Source organism: Serratia sp. CY37869, from assembly GCF_052168895.1.
Taxonomy (GTDB): Bacteria; Pseudomonadota; Gammaproteobacteria; order Enterobacterales; family Enterobacteriaceae; genus Serratia; species Serratia ureilytica.
In genome coordinates, this window is sequence record NZ_JBJNLU010000004.1 from 515,103 (window position 1) to 533,898 (window position 18,796).

Below are 18,796 nucleotides of genomic sequence, written 5' to 3' on the forward strand. Positions count from 1 at the left end.
AGAGGGGCCGCACAGGTAATTTCAAGTATCAGGAGAGACAACATGGCTGAATTCGATCTGGCGGCGCTGAACGCGTTGCCCAAATCCGGGCAGGCGCTGGCATTGGCGGTGGTCAACGGCCAGCTGGAGAGCCTCAGCGCCGAACAGCGCGTTGCATGGGCGCTGGAGCATCTGCCCGGCGAGTTCGTACTCTCGTCCAGTTTCGGCATTCAGGCGGCGGTATGTCTGCACCTGGTGACGCGCATCCGGCCGGATATCCCGGTGATCCTGACCGACACCGGTTATCTGTTCCCGGAAACCTACCGCTTTATCGATCAACTGACCGACCAGCTGAAGCTGAATCTGCAGGTGTTCCGCGCCGAACAGTCTCCCGCCTGGCAAGAGGCGCGCTACGGCAAACTGTGGGAGCAGGGCGTGGAAGGCATTGAAAAGTATAACCAGATCAATAAGGTCGAGCCGATGAACCGCGCGCTGGAGACGCTGGGCGCGCAGAGCTGGTTCGCCGGCCTGCGGCGCGAGCAGTCCGGCAGCCGCGCCAATCTGCCGGTGCTGGCGGTGCAGCGTGGGGTGTTCAAGATCCTGCCGATCATCGACTGGGACAACCGCAAGATTTACCAGTATTTGACCGAACACGGGCTGAGCTACCACCCGTTGTGGGAGCAGGGCTACCTGTCGGTCGGCGATACCCACACCACCCAAAAGTGGGAGCCGGGCATGAGCGAGGAAGAGACGCGCTTCTTTGGCCTGAAGCGCGAGTGCGGTCTGCACGAAGGCTAAACGACGCGAATGACATCACAGGGCTCAGCAATGCTGGGCCCTGCTTTTTTACGGGCTACTTTTTCTTTTGCGCTTTCGGCGGGTGCGCCTGCGCCAGCTCTTTGATCAAGGGCAGCAGGATCTGCACGCTGTCGCGGCTGCGTTTGTCGATCCGCCCCGGCAGGTAGCGATCCAGATATTGCAGGTTGTCGTACTGCGGGCGGTGCCAGGTGATGCCCTGCGGGAAGTGCGGGCTGACGGCGCGCTGCTGGTAGCCATCTTTGTCGCCCAGCGACCAGTTGGTGGCCTCCACTGACAATACCGGGATGCCTGCGGCGTCGAACACCTCTTGATCGGAACAGCAGCCGGTGCCTTGCGGATGCTGCGCGTTGCCTGGGTTGGTGGCGGCGGCGATGCCGTAGCGGTGGGCGATATCCAGCGCGCGATCGCGGGAGCGCTTCGCCATCTGCGGCGGCGTGTTGCGCCCGGCGTTGAAGTACAGACGATCGCCGGTGATCAGGCTGTCGAGGTTGATCACCAGCACGGTGTTGCTTTTCTCTTCCGCGCTCATGCGCTGCAGGTAGTTCTGCGCGCCCAGCGAACCGATCTCTTCAGCGCTGGTGGCGACGAAGCGCAGGCCGTAGGCGGTGGGGATATCCTTCAGGCGTTCCGCCAGCTCCAACATTACGCCGATGCCGGAGGCGTTGTCGTCGACGCCCTGCAGCGTCAGGCCGCCGAGATTGTTATCCAGATCCTCGTCGCTCTGCGGCGTATAGGTGTCGAAGTGGGCGACGATCACGACCTGTTTCGGGCTGCTGCCGTTGCGGGCGGCGATCACCGAGCTGGCGGTGACGTTATTCCAGTTCTTCTTGCCGTCTTTGCTGGTGTAGAGATAGCGCGTATTGACGCTGCGAATGTCGCTTTGGTAACCCATCTTGCCGAACTGCTGCTTGAGATAGTCGGCGGTGAGCAATTCTGCCGGGCTGCCCGCCATGCGGCCGGGGAAGTAAGTGGCGATGTGGCGGGTCTGTTCGGCGGCGAAACGGCCCATTGGCGCGTCTTTTACGGGCTGTGCGGCACAAACGCTGAAGACGCCGCCGAGTGCGAGGGCCAGCAGGCTGGTCTTCAGGTAAAAACGGGAAAACATACCGAAAAATCCTTCTTTGCTATCGGCGCTGCCGATCATTTTTCTTCGGCGCCCAGTATGAGACGACGGGCGGCATTACACAATTTCCCTGTCTCTTAATTTTCGCGCGAACGCGCAAATTGCCGTCGCGATGAGCATGGTTTGCCTCCTGCGCTGCGGCCTATATTCCATAAAGGAACTAATCATTCCTTTTCGTCATTTCAGAGGCTAAATCTCAGCCCGTATAGTCACACTATCTTTCTGTTATATGAAAAGGCTGTTGTGGACTATCTACCAATATTCGCCGACCTGAAACAACGTCCGGTGCTGGTCGTTGGCGGTGGTGACGTGGCGGCGCGCAAAGTCTCCCTGCTTCAGCGCGTCGGGGCTGAAATACGGATAGTTGCGCAGTCGCTCTCACCGGAACTGGAACAACAACGTCAGCAAGGGCGGGTGCTCTGGCTGGGGAAAACCTTTGATCCGCAGCAGCTGGACGACGTGTTTCTGGCGATCGCCGCCACGGACGACAATGCGCTGAACGCCGCGGTGTTCGCCGAGGCGGATAAACGCCGGGTGCTGGCCAACGTGGTGGACGATCAGCCGCGCTGTTCGTTCATCTTCCCGTCGATCATCGATCGCTCGCCGCTGGTGGTGGCCGTATCGTCCAGCGGCCAGGCGCCGGTGCTGGCGCGGTTGCTGCGCGAAAAGCTGGAGGCGTTGCTGCCCGCCAGTTTGGGGCTGATGGCGCAGGTGGCGGGCCGCTGGCGTGGCCAGGTCAAACAGCGGTTGGCTTCGATCGGCGAACGTCGCCGTTTCTGGGAAAAAACCTTCGGTGGCCGTTTCGCCACGCTGGTGGCCAACGGCCAGACGGCGCAGGCGGAACGCCAGCTGGAGCAGGATTTACACCGCTTCGCCGCAGGCGATGAGGGCGCCCAGGGCGAGATAGCCCTGGTGGGCGCCGGGCCGGGCGACGTGGGGCTGTTGACCCTGCGCGGGCTGCAGGTGATGCAGCAGGCGGACGTGGTGCTGTATGACCATCTGGTCAGCGGCGAAATCCTCGATCTGGTGCGCCGCGACGCCGAGCGCATCTGCGTGGGCAAGCGCGCCGGCGCGCACTCGGTGATCCAGGAAGAGACCAATAGGCTGCTGGTGGAACTGGCGCAGCAGGGCAAGCGCGTGGTGCGCCTCAAGGGGGGCGATCCGTTCATCTTCGGCCGCGGCGGTGAAGAGCTGCAGGTGGCCGCCGCCGCCGGCATTCCGTTCCAGGTGGTGCCGGGCGTCACGGCCGCCGCGGGGGCGACTGCCTACGCAGGCATTCCGCTGACGCACCGCGACCACGCGCAGAGCGTGACCTTTATCACCGGCCACTGCCGCCCCGACGGCGATGGCCTGGACTGGGCCGATCTGGCCCGGGCGCGGCAGACGCTGGCTATCTACATGGGCACCATGAAGGCGGCGGACATCAGCCAGCGCCTGATCGCCCACGGTCGCGACGCCGCGACGCCGGTGGCGGTGATCAGCCGCGGCACGCGCGCCGATCAGCAGGTTCAGATCGGCACGCTGGAACAACTGGAATATCTGGCCCAACGGGCGCCGTTGCCGGCGCTGCTGGTGATCGGCGAAGTGGTGGAACTGCACCACCAAATCGCCTGGTTCGGGCATTAATCGCAGACGGAAGGGGCCGCGCGCCCGGCCGTCGTGAATTTGGCATAGGCAAGGCTTTTAAGGACCTGTTATGGACGAAAAACGACTCACTCATTTGCGGCAATTGGAGGCGGAGAGTATCCATATCATCCGTGAAGTCGCCGCTGAATTCGCCAACCCGGCGATGCTGTATTCCATCGGCAAAGACTCTTCCGTGATGCTGCATCTGGCGCGTAAGGCGTTCTTCCCCGGCACGCTGCCATTCCCGCTGCTGCACGTCGATACCGGCTGGAAATTCCGCGAAATGTACGAATTCCGCGATCGCACCGCGAAGGAGTACGGCTTCGAGCTGCTGGTGCATAAAAACCCTGAAGGGGTGGCGATGGGCATCAACCCGTTCGTGCACGGCAGCGCCAAGCATACCGACATCATGAAAACCGAGGGCCTGAAGCAGGCGTTGAACAAGTACGGTTTCGACGCCGCCTTCGGCGGTGCGCGGCGCGACGAGGAGAAATCGCGCGCCAAAGAGCGCATCTATTCGTTCCGCGATCGCTTCCACCGCTGGGATCCGAAAAACCAGCGGCCGGAGCTGTGGCACAACTACAACGGCCAGATCAACAAAGGGGAGAGCATCCGCGTCTTCCCGCTGTCGAACTGGACCGAGCTGGATATCTGGCAGTACATCTTCCTGGAAAACATCGACATCGTGCCGCTGTATCTGGCGAAACCGCGCCCGGTGGTGGAGCGCGACGGCATGCTGATGATGGTGGACGACGATCGCATCGATCTGCAGCCGGGTGAAGTGATCAGCCAGCGCATGGTGCGTTTCCGCACCCTCGGGTGCTGGCCGCTGACCGGTGCGGTGGATTCGCAGGCGCAGACCCTGCCGGAGATCATCGAAGAGATGCTGGTCTCCACCACCAGCGAACGCCAGGGGCGGATGATCGATCGCGATCAGTCCGGCTCGATGGAGCTGAAAAAGCGTCAAGGGTATTTCTAAGGAGCCGCCGGATGAACAACGCAATCGCACAACAAATCGCTGACCAGGGCGGCGTCGAGTCTTATCTGCACGCGCAGCAGCACAAGAGCCTGCTGCGCTTTCTAACCTGCGGCAGCGTCGACGACGGCAAAAGCACCCTGATCGGCCGCCTGCTGCACGATACCCGCCAGATCTACGAGGATCAGCTGTCGACGCTGCACAGCGACAGCAAACGCATCGGCACCCAGGGCGAGAAGCTCGATCTGGCGCTGTTGGTGGACGGTCTGCAGGCCGAGCGCGAGCAGGGCATCACCATCGATGTGGCCTATCGCTACTTCTCGACCGAAAAACGCAAGTTTATCATCGCCGATACCCCGGGGCATGAGCAGTACACCCGCAACATGGCCACCGGTGCCTCTACCTGCGATCTGGCGATCCTGTTGATCGACGCGCGTAAAGGGGTGCTGGATCAGACTCGCCGCCACAGCTTTATCGCGACCCTGCTGGGCATTCGCCATCTGGTGGTCGCGGTAAACAAAATGGATCTGGTGGACTATCAGGAAGCGGTGTTCGAGCAGTTCAAACAGGATTACCTGACCTTCGCCCAGCAGCTGCCAGGCGATCTGGACATCAAGTTTGTGCCGCTGTCGGCGCTGGACGGCGACAACGTGGCGAGCGAAAGCGCCCATATGCCGTGGTACAGCGGCCCGACCCTGCTGGAAGTGCTGGAGAGCGTTGACGTGGTCAGCGAGCGAGAAAACCAGCCGCTGCGCTTCCCGGTGCAGTACGTCAACCGCCCGAACCTCGATTTTCGCGGCTATGCCGGCACGCTGTCCGCCGGCGTGGTGCGGGTGGGGCAACGCATCAAAGTGCTGCCTTCCGGCGTGGAGTCCAGCGTGGCGCGCATCGTGACCTTCGACGGCGATCTGCCAGAGGCGGTGCCGGGCGAAGCGATTACGCTGGTGCTGAAGGATGAAGTGGACATCAGCCGGGGCGATCTGCTGGTCGACGCCGGCGAAAGTCTGCAGGCGGCGCAGAGCGCGCTGGTAGACGTGGTATGGATGGCCGAGCAGCCGCTGGTGCCGGGCCAGAGCTACGACATCAAGATCGCCGGTAAAAAGACCCGCGCGCGCGTGGAGAGCATCCGTCATCAGGTGGAGATCAATACGCTGGCGCAGCATCCGGCCGACACGTTGCCGCTCAACGGCATCGGATTGGTGGAGCTGACCTTCGACGAACCGCTGGTGCTGGACAGCTACCAGAGCAATCACGACACCGGCGGGCTGATCTTCATCGATCGCATGAGCAACGTCACGGTGGGCGCCGGGCTGGTGCGTGAAACGCTGCAGGCCGCATCGGCGGCGCGCGGCGAATTCAGCGCCTTCGAGCTGGAGCTGAATGCGCTGGTGCGCAAGCACTTCCCGCACTGGGGCGCGCGCGATCTGCTCGGTGGCCGATAAGGTGGCCGCTGAACTGAGGGCGACCGGGCCGGACGACGAAAATGTGGTTTGGCATCCGCACGCGGTGACGCGCGCGGATCGCGAAGCGCGCAACGGCCATCGCGGCGCGGTGCTGTGGTTTACCGGGCTGTCCGGTTCGGGCAAATCCACCGTCGCCGGCGCGCTGGAGCAGGCGCTGCATGGGCTCGGCGTCAGCACCTACCTGCTGGACGGCGATAACGTGCGCCACGGCCTGTGCCGCGATCTCGGCTTCTCCGACGAGGATCGGCGCGAGAACATTCGCCGGGTGGGGGAAGTGGCCAAGCTGATGGTGGACGCCGGGCTGGTGGTGCTGACCGCATTCATTTCGCCGCACCGCGCCGAACGGCAGATGGTGCGTGAGATGCTCGGCGACGATCGCTTTATCGAGGTGTTTGTCGATACGCCGTTGGCGATCTGCGAGGCGCGCGATCCGAAGGGATTGTATAAGAAAGCGCGCGCCGGCGAGCTGCGCAATTTCACCGGTATCGACGCGGTTTACGAGGCGCCGCAGCAGCCGGAAATCCACCTTGATGGCCAACAATTGGTAACAAATTTGATTGCGCAATTGTTAGACGTGTTGCGTGGTCAGGCTATTATCAAACCCTGAATTCAAAAAAAGCGTGTGGCGTTTTTCGCCATGCGCTTTTTACTCTAAGCCGCCGCAGAGCGAGCCGAATAACCAGGGATCACTATGCAAAATGTCACGCCTATCTTGATCGACTCCAAGCAGTCAAAACAGGAGAAAGAGGAGCCTTCTTATTCTTTCCTGGGCGGCGTCAGCGGCTTTGTTTTCTACTGGCTGGCGTTCGCGTTGCCGTTTTTGGTTTACGGTTCCAACACGCTGTTTTTCCTGCTCTATACCTGGCCGTTCTTCCTGGCGCTGATGCCGCTGTCGGTGCTGATCGGCATCACTCTCAGCATGCTGCTGCGCGGCCGTCTGATCTTGACGCTGCTGCTGACCGGTGCCGTTGTGCTGTGCCTGTTCTGGCTGGTGTTCAGCTTCCTGACCGGGTGGTGAGAGAGTGGGCGCCGAGGCCGGCGCCCGCAGGATTGCAAAGCCGTGCCGAAGGTTACAAAACTTTGCTCAAAAATGCCTGAGTGCGCGGATTGGACGGGTGACTGAAGATCTGCTGCGGCTGCCCCTCTTCCTGAATGATCCCCTGATCGATAAACAGTACCCGGTCGGCCACCTCGCGGGCAAAGCCCATCTCATGCGTGACGACCACCATGGTCATGCCCTCATGGGCCAGCGATTTCATCACCGCCAACACTTCGCCCACCAGCTCCGGATCGAGCGCGGAGGTCGGTTCGTCGAACAGCATGATTTTCGGCCCCATCGCCAGCGCGCGGGCGATCGCTACCCGCTGCTGCTGGCCGCCGGACAGGCTGTTGGGATAGGCGTCGATTTTGTCGAGCAGGCCGACCTTGCGCAGCAGCTGTTCCGCTTGCGCGATGGCTTCGGCGCGCGGCAGTTTTTTCACGCTTACCGGCGCCATGATGATGTTTTCCAACACCGTCATGTGCGGGAACAGGTTAAAGCGTTGGAACACCATGCCCACGCTTTCACGCATCTTGTTCAGGTCGGTTTTCTGATCGTGGACGGCGAAGCCATTCACCTCGATCTCGCCGCCGGAGAGCGTTTCCAGCGCGTTGATGCAGCGCAGGAAGGTGCTTTTACCGGAGCCGGAGGGGCCGATGACGCACACCACTTCGTTGGCGGCGATCCGGCAGGAAATGCCGCGCAGCACGTGGCTTTCACCGAACTGTTTTTGCAGGTTATGTACGCGAATCACTTTTACCGAACCTCTTTTCCATGTGTTGCACCAGCAGCGAAAGCAGGAAGGTGATGACCCAATAGACCAGCGAAATGGTCAGGTAGGGCTCCCAATAGGTGGCGTAGGCGCCGGAGACGGTGCGGGCGGCATAGGCCAGATCCGCCAGGCCGATGGCGGAGGCCAGCGACGAATCCTTGACGATGGCGATGGCGTTGTTGCCCAGCGGCGGCAGCATGCGCCGGAAGGCTTGCGGCAAGATAACCTGGCGCATGGTCTTGCCGTAGCTCATGCCCAACGAGCGCGATGCTTCCATCTGGCCGCGGTCGATCGATTGGATCCCGGCGCGGAAGATCTCCGACACATAGGCGCCGGCGTTGAGCGTGATCGCCACCACGCAGGAGAGAAAGGCGCCGTAGTCGGCGCGCAGCGCGCGGGCGAAGTCGACGCTCATCAGGCCGCTGGTGACCAGCAGGCCGTCGCGCGGGTTGATGAACAGCGGCACCAGCGCAAAGTGCACCACCATGATCTGCACGAACAGCGGGGTGCCGCGAAAGGCGCTGATGTAGATACGTACCGGCCACTGAACGCCGTAATGCAGGATGGGTTTCCAGATGCCGTGCGGCGCCTGCGCCAAGCGCCCCAGACCGAGGATCAATCCCCAGGTGGTGCCCAGCAGCACGCAGATAATGGTGCATTTGATGGTCATCCAGGCGCCTTCCATAAACAGCGGCGCGTATTCCTGGATGATCTCCCAGCGGAAGTTCAAAGGGTATTCCTTCTTGGTATGCTGAAACGGTGGCGCGCCGACGGCCTTGCGGGCGCCGGCGGCAGGGCATTATTCCGCCGGCAGCGTCGGTACGTTGCTGTCGAACCAGGCTTGGTAGATCTTGGCGTAGGTGCCGTCGGCGATGATTTTCTTCAGGCCGGCGTTGATTTTGTTGCGCAGTTCATCGTTGCCTTTGGCGACGGCGATGCCGAAATACTGACGTTCGAACTTGGCGTCGGGCACCAGCTTGAAGGCTTTCTCAGGGTGGGTTTTGATGTAGAACTTGGCCACGCCGACGTCGCCGACCGCCGCGCCGATGCCGTCTTCATACAGCTCTTGCAGCATCAGCGGGGTATTGTCGAAGCGTTTGATGGCGGTGCTGTTTTTGCCCAGTGCGTCGGACACCACGATGTCGCCGGTGCTGGAGTTCACCACGCCGACCTTCAGCGCTTTCAACGCGGCAATGGAGTCTACCTTCGAGTTTTGCGGCACCACGATGGCCTGCTCTGCCGGGAAGTAAGGCGCAGAAAAATCAACCATTTGTTTGCGTTTATCGGTGATGGTGATGCCGGAGATGATGATATCGCGATCGCCGGAATTCAGCGTGGCGAAGATCCCTTCCCACGGCGTATTGATCAGTTTTATCTGGAAACCTTCGGCCTTGGCTACCGCTTTGATTATGTCGATGTCGAAACCTTCCAGCTGCTTTTGGCTGTTTTCAAATTCGAACGGCCGATAGGTGCCGCCGGAGCCAACGACGTAGGTAGGTTCAGCCGCCAACGCGGCGGTGGAGAAGGTGGCGGCCAGGCAGGCGCCGATCAGAACTAAACGTTTTAACATCGCGATCCCCGATAATGAATGGTTATATATTGGAATTATTTATGCACTATGAGTGCATAAAAATAAGCTTCAATGAATGAAAGTGCAACCACTGCATGAGGATTATTCTTTCTATGGTGTTAAATATTCACTTCTTGCTTTGCCTCGGCGTAAGCGACGGGTCAGGAAGCGGTGGTGCAGTGATTCTTGCTGCATAATGGAGGAAGGGCAGTGTGTGTGTCAGCGGAAAACGCGGCGCGCGCGCCGGACTAAAGCGGCTTTTTTTGCCGCTTTCGCAGTGGAATTAGGCGATAAACACGGGAATCCTTCATCCGTATTCTGAATTTGGCGTTGAAATGCCGCTCTCAGTGTGGAGTCCAACGAGAAGTTGTGGGATGATTGGTCGGTTTTTCAGGGGGCGGAGATGGGAAAACTTACGCTGCTATTGCTGGCATTGCTCGGTTGGTTACAGTATTCACTGTGGCTGGGCAAAAATGGTATTCACGATTACGTGCGGGTCAATGAAGACGTTGCGGTCCAACAGGGCAACAACGCGAAGTTGAAAGCGCGTAACGATCAGCTGTTTGCCGAAATCGATGATTTGAACGGCGGTCAGGAAGCGATCGAAGAGCGAGCGCGTAATGAGCTGGGCATGATCAAGCCCGGTGAGACTTTCTATCGTCTGGTTCCTGACCAATCCAGACGCAACGCGGCGTCTTCCTCGCAAAATAACGCACAAAAATAACGCATGAATCACTCCGCAGGCACCTTTCCCTCGGTGATTGCCGTCCTGCCCGCTGCCGGTATCGGCAGCCGCATGCAGGCGGAATGCCCGAAGCAATATTTAACCATCGGCCGGCACAGCATTGTCGAACACGCTATCCATGCCCTGTTGCGCCACCCGCGCATTGAACGGGTGATCGTGGCTATCGGCCCGGAAGATCGTCAGTTCGAACGGCTGCCCATCGCTCAGGATCCGCGGGTGACCGTCACCGAGGGCGGCAAACAGCGCGCCGATTCGGTGATGGCCGGGCTGAAGCTCGCGGGTGATGCGGACTGGGTGCTGGTACACGACGCTGCGCGCCCCTGTCTGCACGCCGACGATCTCGAGCGCCTGTTGGCGATCACCGCACACAGCAAGGTGGGCGGCATTCTCGCTGCGCCGGTGCGCGACACCATGAAGCGCGCCGAACCCGGCCGCGACACCATCGCCCACACCGTTGAACGGCAGGATCTGTGGCATGCGCTGACGCCGCAGCTGTTTCCGCTGCCGCTGCTCAAGCAGTGCCTGCAGCGCGCGCTGGATGAAGGCGCAAACGTCACCGACGAAGCCTCGGCGCTGGAGCATTGCGGTTATCATCCGCTGCTGATCGCTGGCCGGGCGGATAACATTAAAGTAACGCGGCCGGAGGATTTGGCGCTGGCGGCGTTCTATTTGACTCAGTTGGACAATTAAGGAGCGCACCATGCGTATCGGTCACGGTTTTGACGTACATAAATTCGGCGGCGAAGGCCCGTTGGTGATCGGCGGTGTTCGCATCCCTTACGACAAAGGCTTGTTGGCCCACTCCGACGGCGACGTTGCGCTGCACGCCGCGACCGACGCCTTGCTGGGCGCGGCGGCGCTGGGCGATATCGGCAAGCTGTTCCCCGATACCGATCCGGCCTTCAAGGGCGCGGACAGCCGCGAGCTGCTGCGCGAAGCCTGGAAGCGCATCCGCGCCAAAGGGTACCGCCTCGGCAACCTCGACATCACGATTATTGCCCAGGCGCCGAAAATGGCGCCGCACATCCCGCAGATGCGCGTCTTCCTGGCGGAAGATCTGCAGTGCCATATGGATGACGTCAACGTGAAGGCCACGACCACCGAGCAGCTCGGCTTCACCGGGCGCGGCGAGGGCATCGCCTGCGAAGCGGTCGCCTTGCTGATCAAGGAATAACCGCATGGATATGGCGAATCTGACCTGGCTGCATGGCCAGCCGCAGAGCACCGGGGTGTTGAAAGCCAATCCGGAAGACTTCGTGGTGGTGGAAGACCTGGGCTTTGCGCCGGACGGTGAAGGCGAGCATGTGCTGGTGAACATCCGTAAAAACGGCTGCAATACCCAGTTCGTGGCCGACTATCTGGCGCGCTTCGCCGGTATTCACGCCCGTTCCGTCAGCTATGCGGGCTTGAAGGATCGCCACGCGGTGACCGAACAGTGGTTCTGCCTGCATATGCCGGGCAAAGACACGCCGGATTTCTCACAGTTTGCGCTGGAAGGCTGCGAGGTGCTCTCGTTCGCCCGCCACCTGCGCAAAATGCGCATCGGCAATCTGAAGGGCAACCACTTTACGCTGGTGCTGCGCCAGATTTCCGATCGTCAGGACGTTGAGCGCCGCCTGCAGGCTATCGCCGCGCAGGGCGTGCCAAACTATTTCGGCAGCCAACGCTTCGGCCGCGGCGGCAACAATCTGGTGATGGCGCGCCGCTGGGCGAACGACGAAATCCGCGTTAAAGAGCGCAGCAAGCGCAGCTTCTACCTTTCCGCCAGCCGCAGTGCGCTGTTCAATCTGATAGCCGGCCGGCGCCTGGCCGACGGCCTGCAGCGCACCGTGCTGGAGGGGGATGCCCTGCAGTTGAGCGGCCGCGGTAGCTGGTTCGTCGCCAAAGCCGATGAGCTGGAGACGTTGCAACAGCGGCTGGATGCCGGCGAGCTGGCGATCACGGCTTCCTTGCCGGGCGACGGAGAGCCAGGCACCGCCGGCCAAGCCTTGGCTTTTGAACAACAATGCTTGGCGGAACAACCGGAATTGCTTACGCTTTTAAAGCGCGAGCGTGTCGAACCCGCTCGCCGGGCCCTGCTGTTGCAGCCGCAAAATTTGCAGTGGAACTGGTGGGATGACGTTACCGTGGAACTGCGCTTCTGGTTGCCGGCAGGCAGCTTTGCTACCAGCGTGGTTCGCGAAATCATGCAGCAGGATAACAGTGATGCGGATATTGCTGAGTAACGATGACGGCGTCAGCGCCCCAGGCATTCAGGTGCTGGCAGCGGCGCTGCGGGAGTTTGCCGAGGTGCAGGTCGTGGCGCCTGATCGTAACCGCAGCGGTTCTTCCAATGCCCTGACGCTGGAGTCGCCGCTGCGCACGCAGACGCTGGCCAACGGCGATATCGCGGTGCTGCAGGGGACGCCGACCGACTGCGTTTATCTTGGCGTCAACGCATTGATGCGCCCTGCGCCGGATATCGTGGTCTCCGGCATTAACGCCGGACCGAATTTAGGCGATGACGTCATCTATTCCGGCACCGTCGCGGCGGCGATGGAGGGCCGGCACCTGGGGCTGCCCGCGCTGGCGGTGTCGCTGAACGGTCACCAACACTACGCGACTGCTGCGGCCATTACCTGCCGCATCTTGCGTGCGCTGCAGCGTGAACCGTTACGCACCGGAAAAATCCTGAATATTAACGTGCCGGATTTGCCGCTGGCGGAGATCAAAGGCCTGCGCGTCACTCGCTGTGGCAGCCGCCATCCCGCCGATAAGGTCTTCTGCCAGCAGGATCCGCGTGGACAAAATCTCTACTGGATCGGGCCGCCTGGTGATAAATTTGATGTCGGGCCGGATACCGACTTTGCGGCGGTGGAACAAGGCTATGTGGCGATCACGCCGCTACAGGTGGATCTGACCGCCTACGCGGCGCAGGAAGTCGTGAAAACATGGTTAACCAAGGCAGAGGTTAGCGGGGAATGGTGAACAAGCGTATGCAAACATTGCTGACGCAGCTGCGTCAGCAAGGGATCCGGGACGAAAAGCTGCTGCGAGCGATCGAAGCGGTGCCGCGCGAGCGTTTTGTCGACGAAGCGCTGGATCACAAAGCCTACGAAAACACTGCATTACCGATCGGTTCCGGTCAGACCATTTCTCAGCCCTATATGGTGGCGCGGATGACCGAGCTGCTGAATCTGAAGCCTACTTCACGGGTGCTTGAGATCGGCACCGGTTCCGGTTATCAAACCGCCATTCTGGCGCATCTGGTGCAACACGTTTGTTCCGTCGAGCGCATCAAGGGGCTGCAGTGGCAGGCCAAGCGCCGCCTGAAGCAGCTCGACCTTCATAATGTTTCCACTCGCCACGGCGACGGCTGGCAGGGCTGGGCGTCGCGCGGCCCGTTCGATGCGATCATCGTCACTGCCGCGCCGCCGGAGATCCCGCAGGCGCTGGTTGAGCAGTTGGACGACGGCGGCATTTTGGTGTTGCCGGTGGGCGAGCATGCCCAAACCCTCAAACGCATTCAGCGCCATGGCAACGATTTCGTGGTCGACGCGGTAGAGGCGGTGCGCTTTGTGCCGCTGGTGAAAGGCGAATTGGCCTAGCGATTGTCTGATTTTTCGACCGTCTGAAAAATCTGTTGCACTTTCATCACGTGCGGATAAGGTTTTCTCGTTCCAATCAGGCTAATTTTCACTAGAATTGGCCTTTCTACGTAGTTGTCTTATGGTGCGGTGACGCCAATGTGGTTAGCATTGGCGCGCGTTTTGATGCTCCGGCGGGAGATGACCTGGCGTTCAGGGATCGGCCGGCGGCGCCTTTACATCGCAGAAACTGGGAAGTGGCAAAAGCTCGGCTACGATGTAAAGGGTATTTTGGATATATCACTGATATTGCTGTCATGGGGGAAGCATGAGCACGGGAAGCCCAATGATTACGTTACGCCGGGTTGCGGTGTGTACGATGGTAAGTTTGTGGTTGGCGGGTTGTACAAACACGGCCTCGACGTCAGCCCCTATCAGCAGCGTGGGCGGCGGCGGCGCCGTTCCATCCGGCAATAATAATGGCGGAGCGCAGCAGGCCAGCCCAGAGGGCCGCATTGTCTATAACCGCAGTTATAACGCTATCCCTAAAGGGAGCTACAGCGGCGGCGACACCTATACGGTCAAGCGCGGTGATACGCTGTTTTACATCGCCTGGATCACCGGCAACGATTTCCGCGACCTGGCGCAGCGCAACAATATTCCCGAGCCTTACAGCCTGAATGTTGGCCAAACCATTCAACTTGGTAATGGTTCTGCCAATGGCGGCGGCGGTATGCTGGCGACGACTGACGCGACCAAAGGCGGTGTTCCGAAGCCACCTTCCAGCACCCAGATCCAGACGGCAACGGTTGATTCTCAATCAACTAACGCGTATTCTGAAAACTCGGGTAAACAGAATGTAGGTAAGATGTTACCTGCAGCGGGCGCCGCAGCGGTTGGGACCGCGACTGCGCCTGTTACCGCACCGGAAGCCGCTCCACCAGTGAGCAGCACCGTCAGCAACAGCGCTCCGGTCAGTACCTGGAGATGGCCGACTGACGGCAAGATTATTGATAACTTTTCCTCATCAGAAGGTGGGAATAAGGGCGTCGATATCGCCGGTTCCCGTGGGCAGCCTATCTTCGCTACCGCCGATGGTCGCGTAGTGTATGCAGGCAACGCTTTACGGGGTTACGGTAATCTAATCATCATCAAACATAATGATGATTACCTGAGCGCCTACGCTCATAACGACACAATGCTGGTCCGGGAACAACAAGAAGTGAAGGCGGGTCAAAAAATAGCCACCATGGGTAGCTCCGGTACCAGTTCAGTACGTTTGCATTTTGAAATTCGTTACAAGGGGAAATCCGTAAACCCGCTGCGTTATCTTCCGCAGCGATAGATTGGGCAGAATACGCTGAGATTCTGCTCGCGGTATCACGGGTAGGAGCAGCATATGAGCCAAAATACGCTGAAAGTTAACGAGTTACATGATGATGCGGATTTCGACGAGAATGGAGCTGAGGCTGAGTCGTTTGATGAAAAAGCGCTGGTAGAAGAAGAGGCCAGCGAGAACGATTTAGCGGAAGAAGAGCTGTTGTCTCAAGGCGTTACGCAACGCGTATTGGATGCGACGCAGCTCTATCTGGGTGAGATCGGTTATTCACCTCTGTTGACCGCAGAGGAAGAGGTCTATTTTGCGCGGCGTGCTCTGCGCGGTGACGTGCCGTCCCGCCGTCGCATGATTGAAAGCAACCTGCGGCTGGTGGTGAAAATCGCCCGCCGCTACAGCAACCGCGGTCTGGCGCTGCTGGATCTGATCGAAGAGGGTAACCTCGGTCTGATCCGCGCGGTGGAAAAATTCGACCCGGAACGCGGTTTCCGTTTCTCCACTTACGCAACCTGGTGGATCCGTCAGACGATTGAACGGGCGATCATGAACCAAACCCGCACCATTCGTTTGCCTATCCATATCGTCAAAGAACTGAATGTTTATCTGCGCACCGCGCGCGAGCTTTCCCATAAACTGGATCATGAACCGAGCGCTGAAGAGATTGCCGAGCAACTCGACAAGCCGGTGGATGACGTCAGCCGCATGCTGCGCCTGAATGAGCGCATCACCTCGGTGGATACGCCGTTGGGCGGGGATTCGGAGAAAGCGCTGCTGGACATTCTGGCCGACGAGAAGGACAACGGGCCTGAAGACACCACGCAAGACGACGATATGAAGCAAAGCATCGTCAAATGGCTGTTCGAACTGAACGCCAAACAGCGTGAAGTGTTGGCGCGTCGTTTCGGCCTGCTGGGCTATGAAGCGGCGACGCTGGAAGACGTGGGCCGGGAGATTGGCCTGACGCGTGAACGCGTCCGTCAGATTCAGGTTGAAGGTCTGCGTCGCCTGCGTGAGATTCTGCAGATGCAGGGCCTGAGCATTGAGGCGCTGTTCCGCGAATAACGCCGGTTGTTGAACCGCATCAAATAAAAACGGTGAGCATGATGCTCACCGTTTTTTTATGCCCGCGTTTGGCGTCTGACTACACCATATTTTTCAGCCGGTAGATCCATTCCAGCGCCTGGCGCGGCGACAGGGAATCCGGATCCAGCGCCTCCAGGGCTTCTACCGCCGGCGAAGTCTCTTCCTGCAACAGCGTCATCTGGGTGGCATCAACGCTGCCCGACGCGGTGTGGCTGGAGATGGATTCCAGCTCGCGCAGCTTTTGGCGGGCGCGCTTGATGACGTCGCGCGGCACGCCGGCCAGCGCGGCGACCGCCAGGCCATAGCTTTTGCTGGCGGCACCGTCCTGCACGCTGTGCATAAAAGCGATGGTGTCGCCGTGCTCAAGCGCGTCCAGATGCACGTTGACCACGCCTTCCATTTTTTCCGGCAGCGTCGTCAGCTCGAAGTAGTGGGTGGCGAACAGTGTCATCGCTTTGATGCGGTTGGCCAGGTTCTCGGCGCAGGCCCAGGCCAGCGACAGGCCGTCGTAGGTGGAGGTGCCACGGCCGATTTCATCCATCAACACCAGGCTGTGCTCGGTGGCGTTGTGAAGAATATTGGCGGTTTCGGTCATCTCCACCATGAAGGTGGAACGGCCGGAAGCCAGATCGTCCGCCGCGCCGACGCGGGTGAAGATGCGATCCACCGGGCCGATGGTGGCTTTGGCAGCCGGAACGTAGCTGCCGATGTGCGCCATCAGCACAATCAGCGCCGTTTGCCGCATATAGGTACTTTTACCGCCCATGTTCGGACCGGTGATGATCAGCATGCGGCGCTGTGGCGACAGGGAGAGCGGGTTGGAGATAAACGGTTCGCTCAGCACCTGCTCCACCACCGGGTGGCGGCCTTCGGTAATGCGGATCCCCGGTTGTTCGCTCATGACCGGGCAGGCGTAGTTCAGGGTGTCGGCGCGCTCGGCCAGGTTGGCCAGCACGTCCAGCTCGGCCAGCGCGGCGGCGCTTTGTTGCAGTTCCGCCAGGTGCGGCAGCAGCAGATCGAACAGCTCGTCGTACAGGCTTTTCTCGATCGCCAGCGCTTTGCCCTTGGAGGTGAGTACCTTGTCTTCGTACTCTTTCAATTCCGGGATGATGTAGCGCTCGGCGTTTTTCAGCGTCTGGCGACGTACATAGTGGATCGGCACCAGGTGGCTCTGGCCGCGGCTCACCTGGATGTAGTAGCCGTGTACGCCGTTGAAGCCGACTTTGAGCGTATCCAGCCCCAGCTTTTCACGTTCGCGGATCTCCAGCCGATCGAGGTAGTCGCTGGCGCCGTCGGCCAGCGCGCGCCACTCGTCCAGCTCGCTGTTGTAACCGGGGGCGATCACGCCGCCATCGCGCACCAGCACCGGCGGCGATTCAACGATCGCGCGTTCCAGCAGTTCGCGCAGCTCGTCGAACTGGCCTACCTGAGATAGCAGTTGCTGCACATGCGGCGTATCCACATCTTGCAGCAGCGCGCGGATGTCCGGCAGTTGCTGGAAAGCATGACGCATGCGGGCCAGATCGCGCGGACGCGCAGTGCGCAGCGCCAGGCGCGCCAAAATTCGCTCCTGATCGCCCACCTGGCGCAGCGAAGGCTGCAGATCGGCGAACCGTTCCTGCAATGCGCCGATCGCCTGCTGGCGGGCGGTCAGCACCTTGATGTCTCGGGTCGGCATGTGCAGCCAGCGTTTCAGCATGCGGCTGCCCATCGGCGTGACTGTGCGATCGAGGATCGCCGCCAGCGTGTTGTCGCTGCCGCCGGACAGGCTCTGCGTCAGCTCCAGGTTGCGGCGGGTGGCGGCGTCCATGATGATGCCGTCCTGCTGACGCTCCATGGTGATGCCGCGAATGTGCGGCAGCGAAGTGCGCTGGGTATCTTTCACGTACTGCAACAGACAGCCGGCGGCGCGCAGCGCCTGATGCGCCTGCTCGACGCCGAAGCCGGTCAAATCGCGGGTGCCGAACTGCAGGTTGAGTTGTTGGCGTGCGGTCTCCAGTTCGAATTCCCACAGCGGACGGCGGCGCAGGCCGTGGCGTTGTTCGATCAGCGCCATTTGTTCGAAGGTTTCCGGGTAGAGCAGCTCGGCCGGATTGGTGCGCTGCAGCTCGGCGGCCATGGTCTCTAGATCCTGCGGCTCGGCGACGCGGAAGCGGCCGGAGCTCACGTCCAGCGTGGCGTAACCGAAGCCGCGCGCATCCTGCCAGATCGCCGCCAGCAGGTTGTCCTGGCGCTCTTGCAGCAGCGCTTCGTCGGTGATGGTGCCGGGGGTGACGATGCGTACCACTTTGCGCTCGACCGGCCCTTTACTGGTGGCCGGATCGCCGATCTGTTCACAGATGGCGACGGATTCGCCGAGTTGAACCAGCTTGGCCAGGTAGTTCTCCACCGCGTGGTGCGGCACGCCGGCCATCGGGATCGGCTCGCCCGCCGAGGCGCCGCGTTTGGTCAACGAGATATCCAGCAGTTGGGAAGCGCGCTTGGCGTCGTCGTAAAACAGCTCGTAGAAGTCACCCATGCGGTAGAACAGCAGGATTTCAGGATGCTGGGCCTTGAGGCGCAGGTACTGCTGCATCATCGGCGTGTGCGAATCGAGTTTATCGGTGCTATTCATGCGATTATTTTTCCAATCCATTGAATGTAAAGGGAACTGTGATTTTCATTGTCGTCATTCGCTATCACATTGTTTCAGCAGGCGT

19 protein-coding genes are annotated in these 18,796 nt (G+C 60.5%); 14 read left to right on the forward strand and 5 right to left on the reverse strand.

Going from position 1 to position 18,796, the window contains the following annotated elements; genetic code table 11:
* The first annotated feature begins 42 nt into the window (after positions 1-42).
* Positions 43-777 (forward strand): phosphoadenylyl-sulfate reductase, encoded by a 735-nt coding sequence (locus ACJ8J1_RS21085; protein WP_047025218.1) that lies wholly within the window; start codon positions 43-45, stop codon positions 775-777.
* A gap of 55 nt (positions 778-832) precedes the next feature.
* Here the strand turns inward: ACJ8J1_RS21085 and ACJ8J1_RS21090 are convergent, their stop codons facing one another.
* Positions 833-1,903, reverse strand: coding sequence for an aminopeptidase (locus ACJ8J1_RS21090; protein ID WP_060660852.1), 1,071 nt, complete (start codon positions 1,901-1,903; stop codon positions 833-835).
* Between the two features lie 261 nt (positions 1,904-2,164).
* Here ACJ8J1_RS21090 and cysG point away from each other — a divergent pair, with 261 nt between their 5' ends.
* From cysG to ACJ8J1_RS21115, 5 genes are all read left to right on the forward strand, one after another.
* Positions 2,165-3,547 carry a siroheme synthase CysG gene (gene cysG, locus ACJ8J1_RS21095; RefSeq protein ID WP_442520423.1) on the forward strand — a complete coding sequence of 461 codons (1,383 nt, stop codon included), beginning with the start codon at positions 2,165-2,167 and terminating at the stop codon, positions 3,545-3,547.
* 70 nt (positions 3,548-3,617) lie between these two features.
* A complete protein-coding gene (gene cysD / locus ACJ8J1_RS21100) occupies positions 3,618-4,526 on the forward strand; it encodes a sulfate adenylyltransferase subunit CysD (RefSeq protein WP_142001924.1) in 909 nt (302 codons plus the stop codon).
* An 11-nt stretch (positions 4,527-4,537) separates the two neighbouring features.
* On the forward strand, positions 4,538-5,965 hold the full coding sequence (gene cysN, locus ACJ8J1_RS21105) for a sulfate adenylyltransferase subunit CysN (RefSeq protein WP_033641884.1): 1,428 nt from the start codon (positions 4,538-4,540) through the stop codon (positions 5,963-5,965).
* Positions 5,904-6,593 (forward strand): adenylyl-sulfate kinase, encoded by a 690-nt coding sequence (cysC, locus tag ACJ8J1_RS21110; RefSeq protein WP_079656228.1) that lies wholly within the window; start codon positions 5,904-5,906, stop codon positions 6,591-6,593. The genes cysN and cysC overlap by 62 nt, the downstream gene beginning before the upstream one ends.
* An 84-nt stretch (positions 6,594-6,677) precedes the next feature.
* Positions 6,678-7,004 (forward strand): DUF3561 family protein, encoded by a 327-nt coding sequence (locus tag ACJ8J1_RS21115; RefSeq protein ID WP_033641885.1) that lies wholly within the window; start codon positions 6,678-6,680, stop codon positions 7,002-7,004.
* Between the two features lie 52 nt (positions 7,005-7,056).
* Here ACJ8J1_RS21115 and ACJ8J1_RS21120 read toward each other — a convergent pair whose 3' ends face one another.
* From ACJ8J1_RS21120 to ACJ8J1_RS21130, 3 genes are all read right to left on the reverse strand, one after another.
* Positions 7,057-7,779, reverse strand: a complete 723-nt coding sequence (locus ACJ8J1_RS21120) for an amino acid ABC transporter ATP-binding protein (protein ID WP_033641886.1) — start codon at positions 7,777-7,779, stop codon at positions 7,057-7,059.
* Entirely contained in the window at positions 7,763-8,482 is a 720-nt protein-coding gene (locus tag ACJ8J1_RS21125) for an amino acid ABC transporter permease (RefSeq protein ID WP_042706788.1), read from the reverse strand. The genes ACJ8J1_RS21120 and ACJ8J1_RS21125 overlap by 17 nt, the downstream gene beginning before the upstream one ends.
* Before the next feature lie 114 nt (positions 8,483-8,596).
* Complete coding sequence (locus ACJ8J1_RS21130) at positions 8,597-9,367, reverse strand: basic amino acid ABC transporter substrate-binding protein (RefSeq protein WP_033641887.1); 771 nt, start codon at positions 9,365-9,367, stop codon at positions 8,597-8,599.
* A gap of 403 nt (positions 9,368-9,770) precedes the next feature.
* Here ACJ8J1_RS21130 and ftsB point away from each other — a divergent pair, with 403 nt between their 5' ends.
* From ftsB to rpoS, 8 genes are all read left to right on the forward strand, one after another.
* Positions 9,771-10,091, forward strand: a complete 321-nt coding sequence (gene ftsB / locus ACJ8J1_RS21135) for a cell division protein FtsB (RefSeq protein WP_016929043.1) — start codon at positions 9,771-9,773, stop codon at positions 10,089-10,091.
* Positions 10,092-10,094: 3 nt separating this feature from the next.
* Positions 10,095-10,802, forward strand: a complete 708-nt coding sequence (ispD, locus tag ACJ8J1_RS21140; RefSeq protein WP_004932598.1) for a 2-C-methyl-D-erythritol 4-phosphate cytidylyltransferase — start codon at positions 10,095-10,097, stop codon at positions 10,800-10,802.
* 10 nt (positions 10,803-10,812) lie between these two features.
* Positions 10,813-11,286 carry a 2-C-methyl-D-erythritol 2,4-cyclodiphosphate synthase gene (gene ispF, locus ACJ8J1_RS21145; RefSeq protein WP_004932594.1) on the forward strand — a complete coding sequence of 158 codons (474 nt, stop codon included), beginning with the start codon at positions 10,813-10,815 and terminating at the stop codon, positions 11,284-11,286.
* A 4-nt stretch (positions 11,287-11,290) separates the two neighbouring features.
* Positions 11,291-12,337 (forward strand): tRNA pseudouridine(13) synthase TruD, encoded by a 1,047-nt coding sequence (gene truD / locus ACJ8J1_RS21150; protein ID WP_033641888.1) that lies wholly within the window; start codon positions 11,291-11,293, stop codon positions 12,335-12,337.
* A complete protein-coding gene (gene surE, locus ACJ8J1_RS21155) occupies positions 12,318-13,079 on the forward strand; it encodes a 5'/3'-nucleotidase SurE (RefSeq protein WP_033641889.1) in 762 nt (253 codons plus the stop codon). Before truD ends, surE begins: the two co-directional genes overlap by 20 nt.
* Positions 13,073-13,699, forward strand: coding sequence for a protein-L-isoaspartate(D-aspartate) O-methyltransferase (locus ACJ8J1_RS21160; RefSeq protein WP_033641890.1), 627 nt, complete (start codon positions 13,073-13,075; stop codon positions 13,697-13,699). The genes surE and ACJ8J1_RS21160 overlap by 7 nt, the downstream gene beginning before the upstream one ends.
* A gap of 325 nt (positions 13,700-14,024) precedes the next feature.
* Positions 14,025-15,023, forward strand: a complete 999-nt coding sequence (gene nlpD, locus ACJ8J1_RS21165; RefSeq protein ID WP_033641891.1) for a murein hydrolase activator NlpD — start codon at positions 14,025-14,027, stop codon at positions 15,021-15,023.
* A gap of 54 nt (positions 15,024-15,077) precedes the next feature.
* Positions 15,078-16,076: an RNA polymerase sigma factor RpoS gene (rpoS, locus tag ACJ8J1_RS21170; protein WP_019455119.1), complete on the forward strand. Its 999-nt coding sequence runs from the start codon at positions 15,078-15,080 to the stop codon at positions 16,074-16,076.
* A gap of 79 nt (positions 16,077-16,155) precedes the next feature.
* Here rpoS and mutS read toward each other — a convergent pair whose 3' ends face one another.
* A complete protein-coding gene (gene mutS, locus ACJ8J1_RS21175; RefSeq protein WP_033644194.1) occupies positions 16,156-18,711 on the reverse strand; it encodes a DNA mismatch repair protein MutS in 2,556 nt (851 codons plus the stop codon).
* Positions 18,712-18,796: the final 85 nt, after the last annotated feature.

Bases quoted from the DNA above. Each gene is read 5' to 3' on its own strand.
- ACJ8J1_RS21085 (WP_047025218.1), top strand. From the start codon at position 43: ATGGCTGAATTCGATCTGGCGGCGCTGAACGCGTTGCCCAAATCCGGG.
- ACJ8J1_RS21090 (WP_060660852.1), bottom strand. From the start codon at position 1,903: ATGTTTTCCCGTTTTTACCTGAAGACCAGCCTGCTGGCCCTCGCACTC.
- cysD (WP_142001924.1), top strand. From the start codon at position 3,618: ATGGACGAAAAACGACTCACTCATTTGCGGCAATTGGAGGCGGAGAGT.
- cysN (WP_033641884.1), top strand. From the start codon at position 4,538: ATGAACAACGCAATCGCACAACAAATCGCTGACCAGGGCGGCGTCGAG.
- cysC (WP_079656228.1), top strand. From the start codon at position 5,904: ATGCGCTGGTGCGCAAGCACTTCCCGCACTGGGGCGCGCGCGATCTGC.
- ACJ8J1_RS21115 (WP_033641885.1), top strand. From the start codon at position 6,678: ATGCAAAATGTCACGCCTATCTTGATCGACTCCAAGCAGTCAAAACAG.
- ACJ8J1_RS21125 (WP_042706788.1), bottom strand. From the start codon at position 8,482: ATGGAAGGCGCCTGGATGACCATCAAATGCACCATTATCTGCGTGCTG.
- ACJ8J1_RS21130 (WP_033641887.1), bottom strand. From the start codon at position 9,367: ATGTTAAAACGTTTAGTTCTGATCGGCGCCTGCCTGGCCGCCACCTTC.
- ftsB (WP_016929043.1), top strand. From the start codon at position 9,771: ATGGGAAAACTTACGCTGCTATTGCTGGCATTGCTCGGTTGGTTACAG.
- ispD (WP_004932598.1), top strand. From the start codon at position 10,095: ATGAATCACTCCGCAGGCACCTTTCCCTCGGTGATTGCCGTCCTGCCC.
- ispF (WP_004932594.1), top strand. From the start codon at position 10,813: ATGCGTATCGGTCACGGTTTTGACGTACATAAATTCGGCGGCGAAGGC.
- truD (WP_033641888.1), top strand. From the start codon at position 11,291: ATGGATATGGCGAATCTGACCTGGCTGCATGGCCAGCCGCAGAGCACC.
- surE (WP_033641889.1), top strand. From the start codon at position 12,318: ATGCGGATATTGCTGAGTAACGATGACGGCGTCAGCGCCCCAGGCATT.
- ACJ8J1_RS21160 (WP_033641890.1), top strand. From the start codon at position 13,073: ATGGTGAACAAGCGTATGCAAACATTGCTGACGCAGCTGCGTCAGCAA.
- nlpD (WP_033641891.1), top strand. From the start codon at position 14,025: ATGATTACGTTACGCCGGGTTGCGGTGTGTACGATGGTAAGTTTGTGG.
- rpoS (WP_019455119.1), top strand. From the start codon at position 15,078: ATGAGCCAAAATACGCTGAAAGTTAACGAGTTACATGATGATGCGGAT.
- mutS (WP_033644194.1), bottom strand. From the start codon at position 18,711: ATGAATAGCACCGATAAACTCGATTCGCACACGCCGATGATGCAGCAG.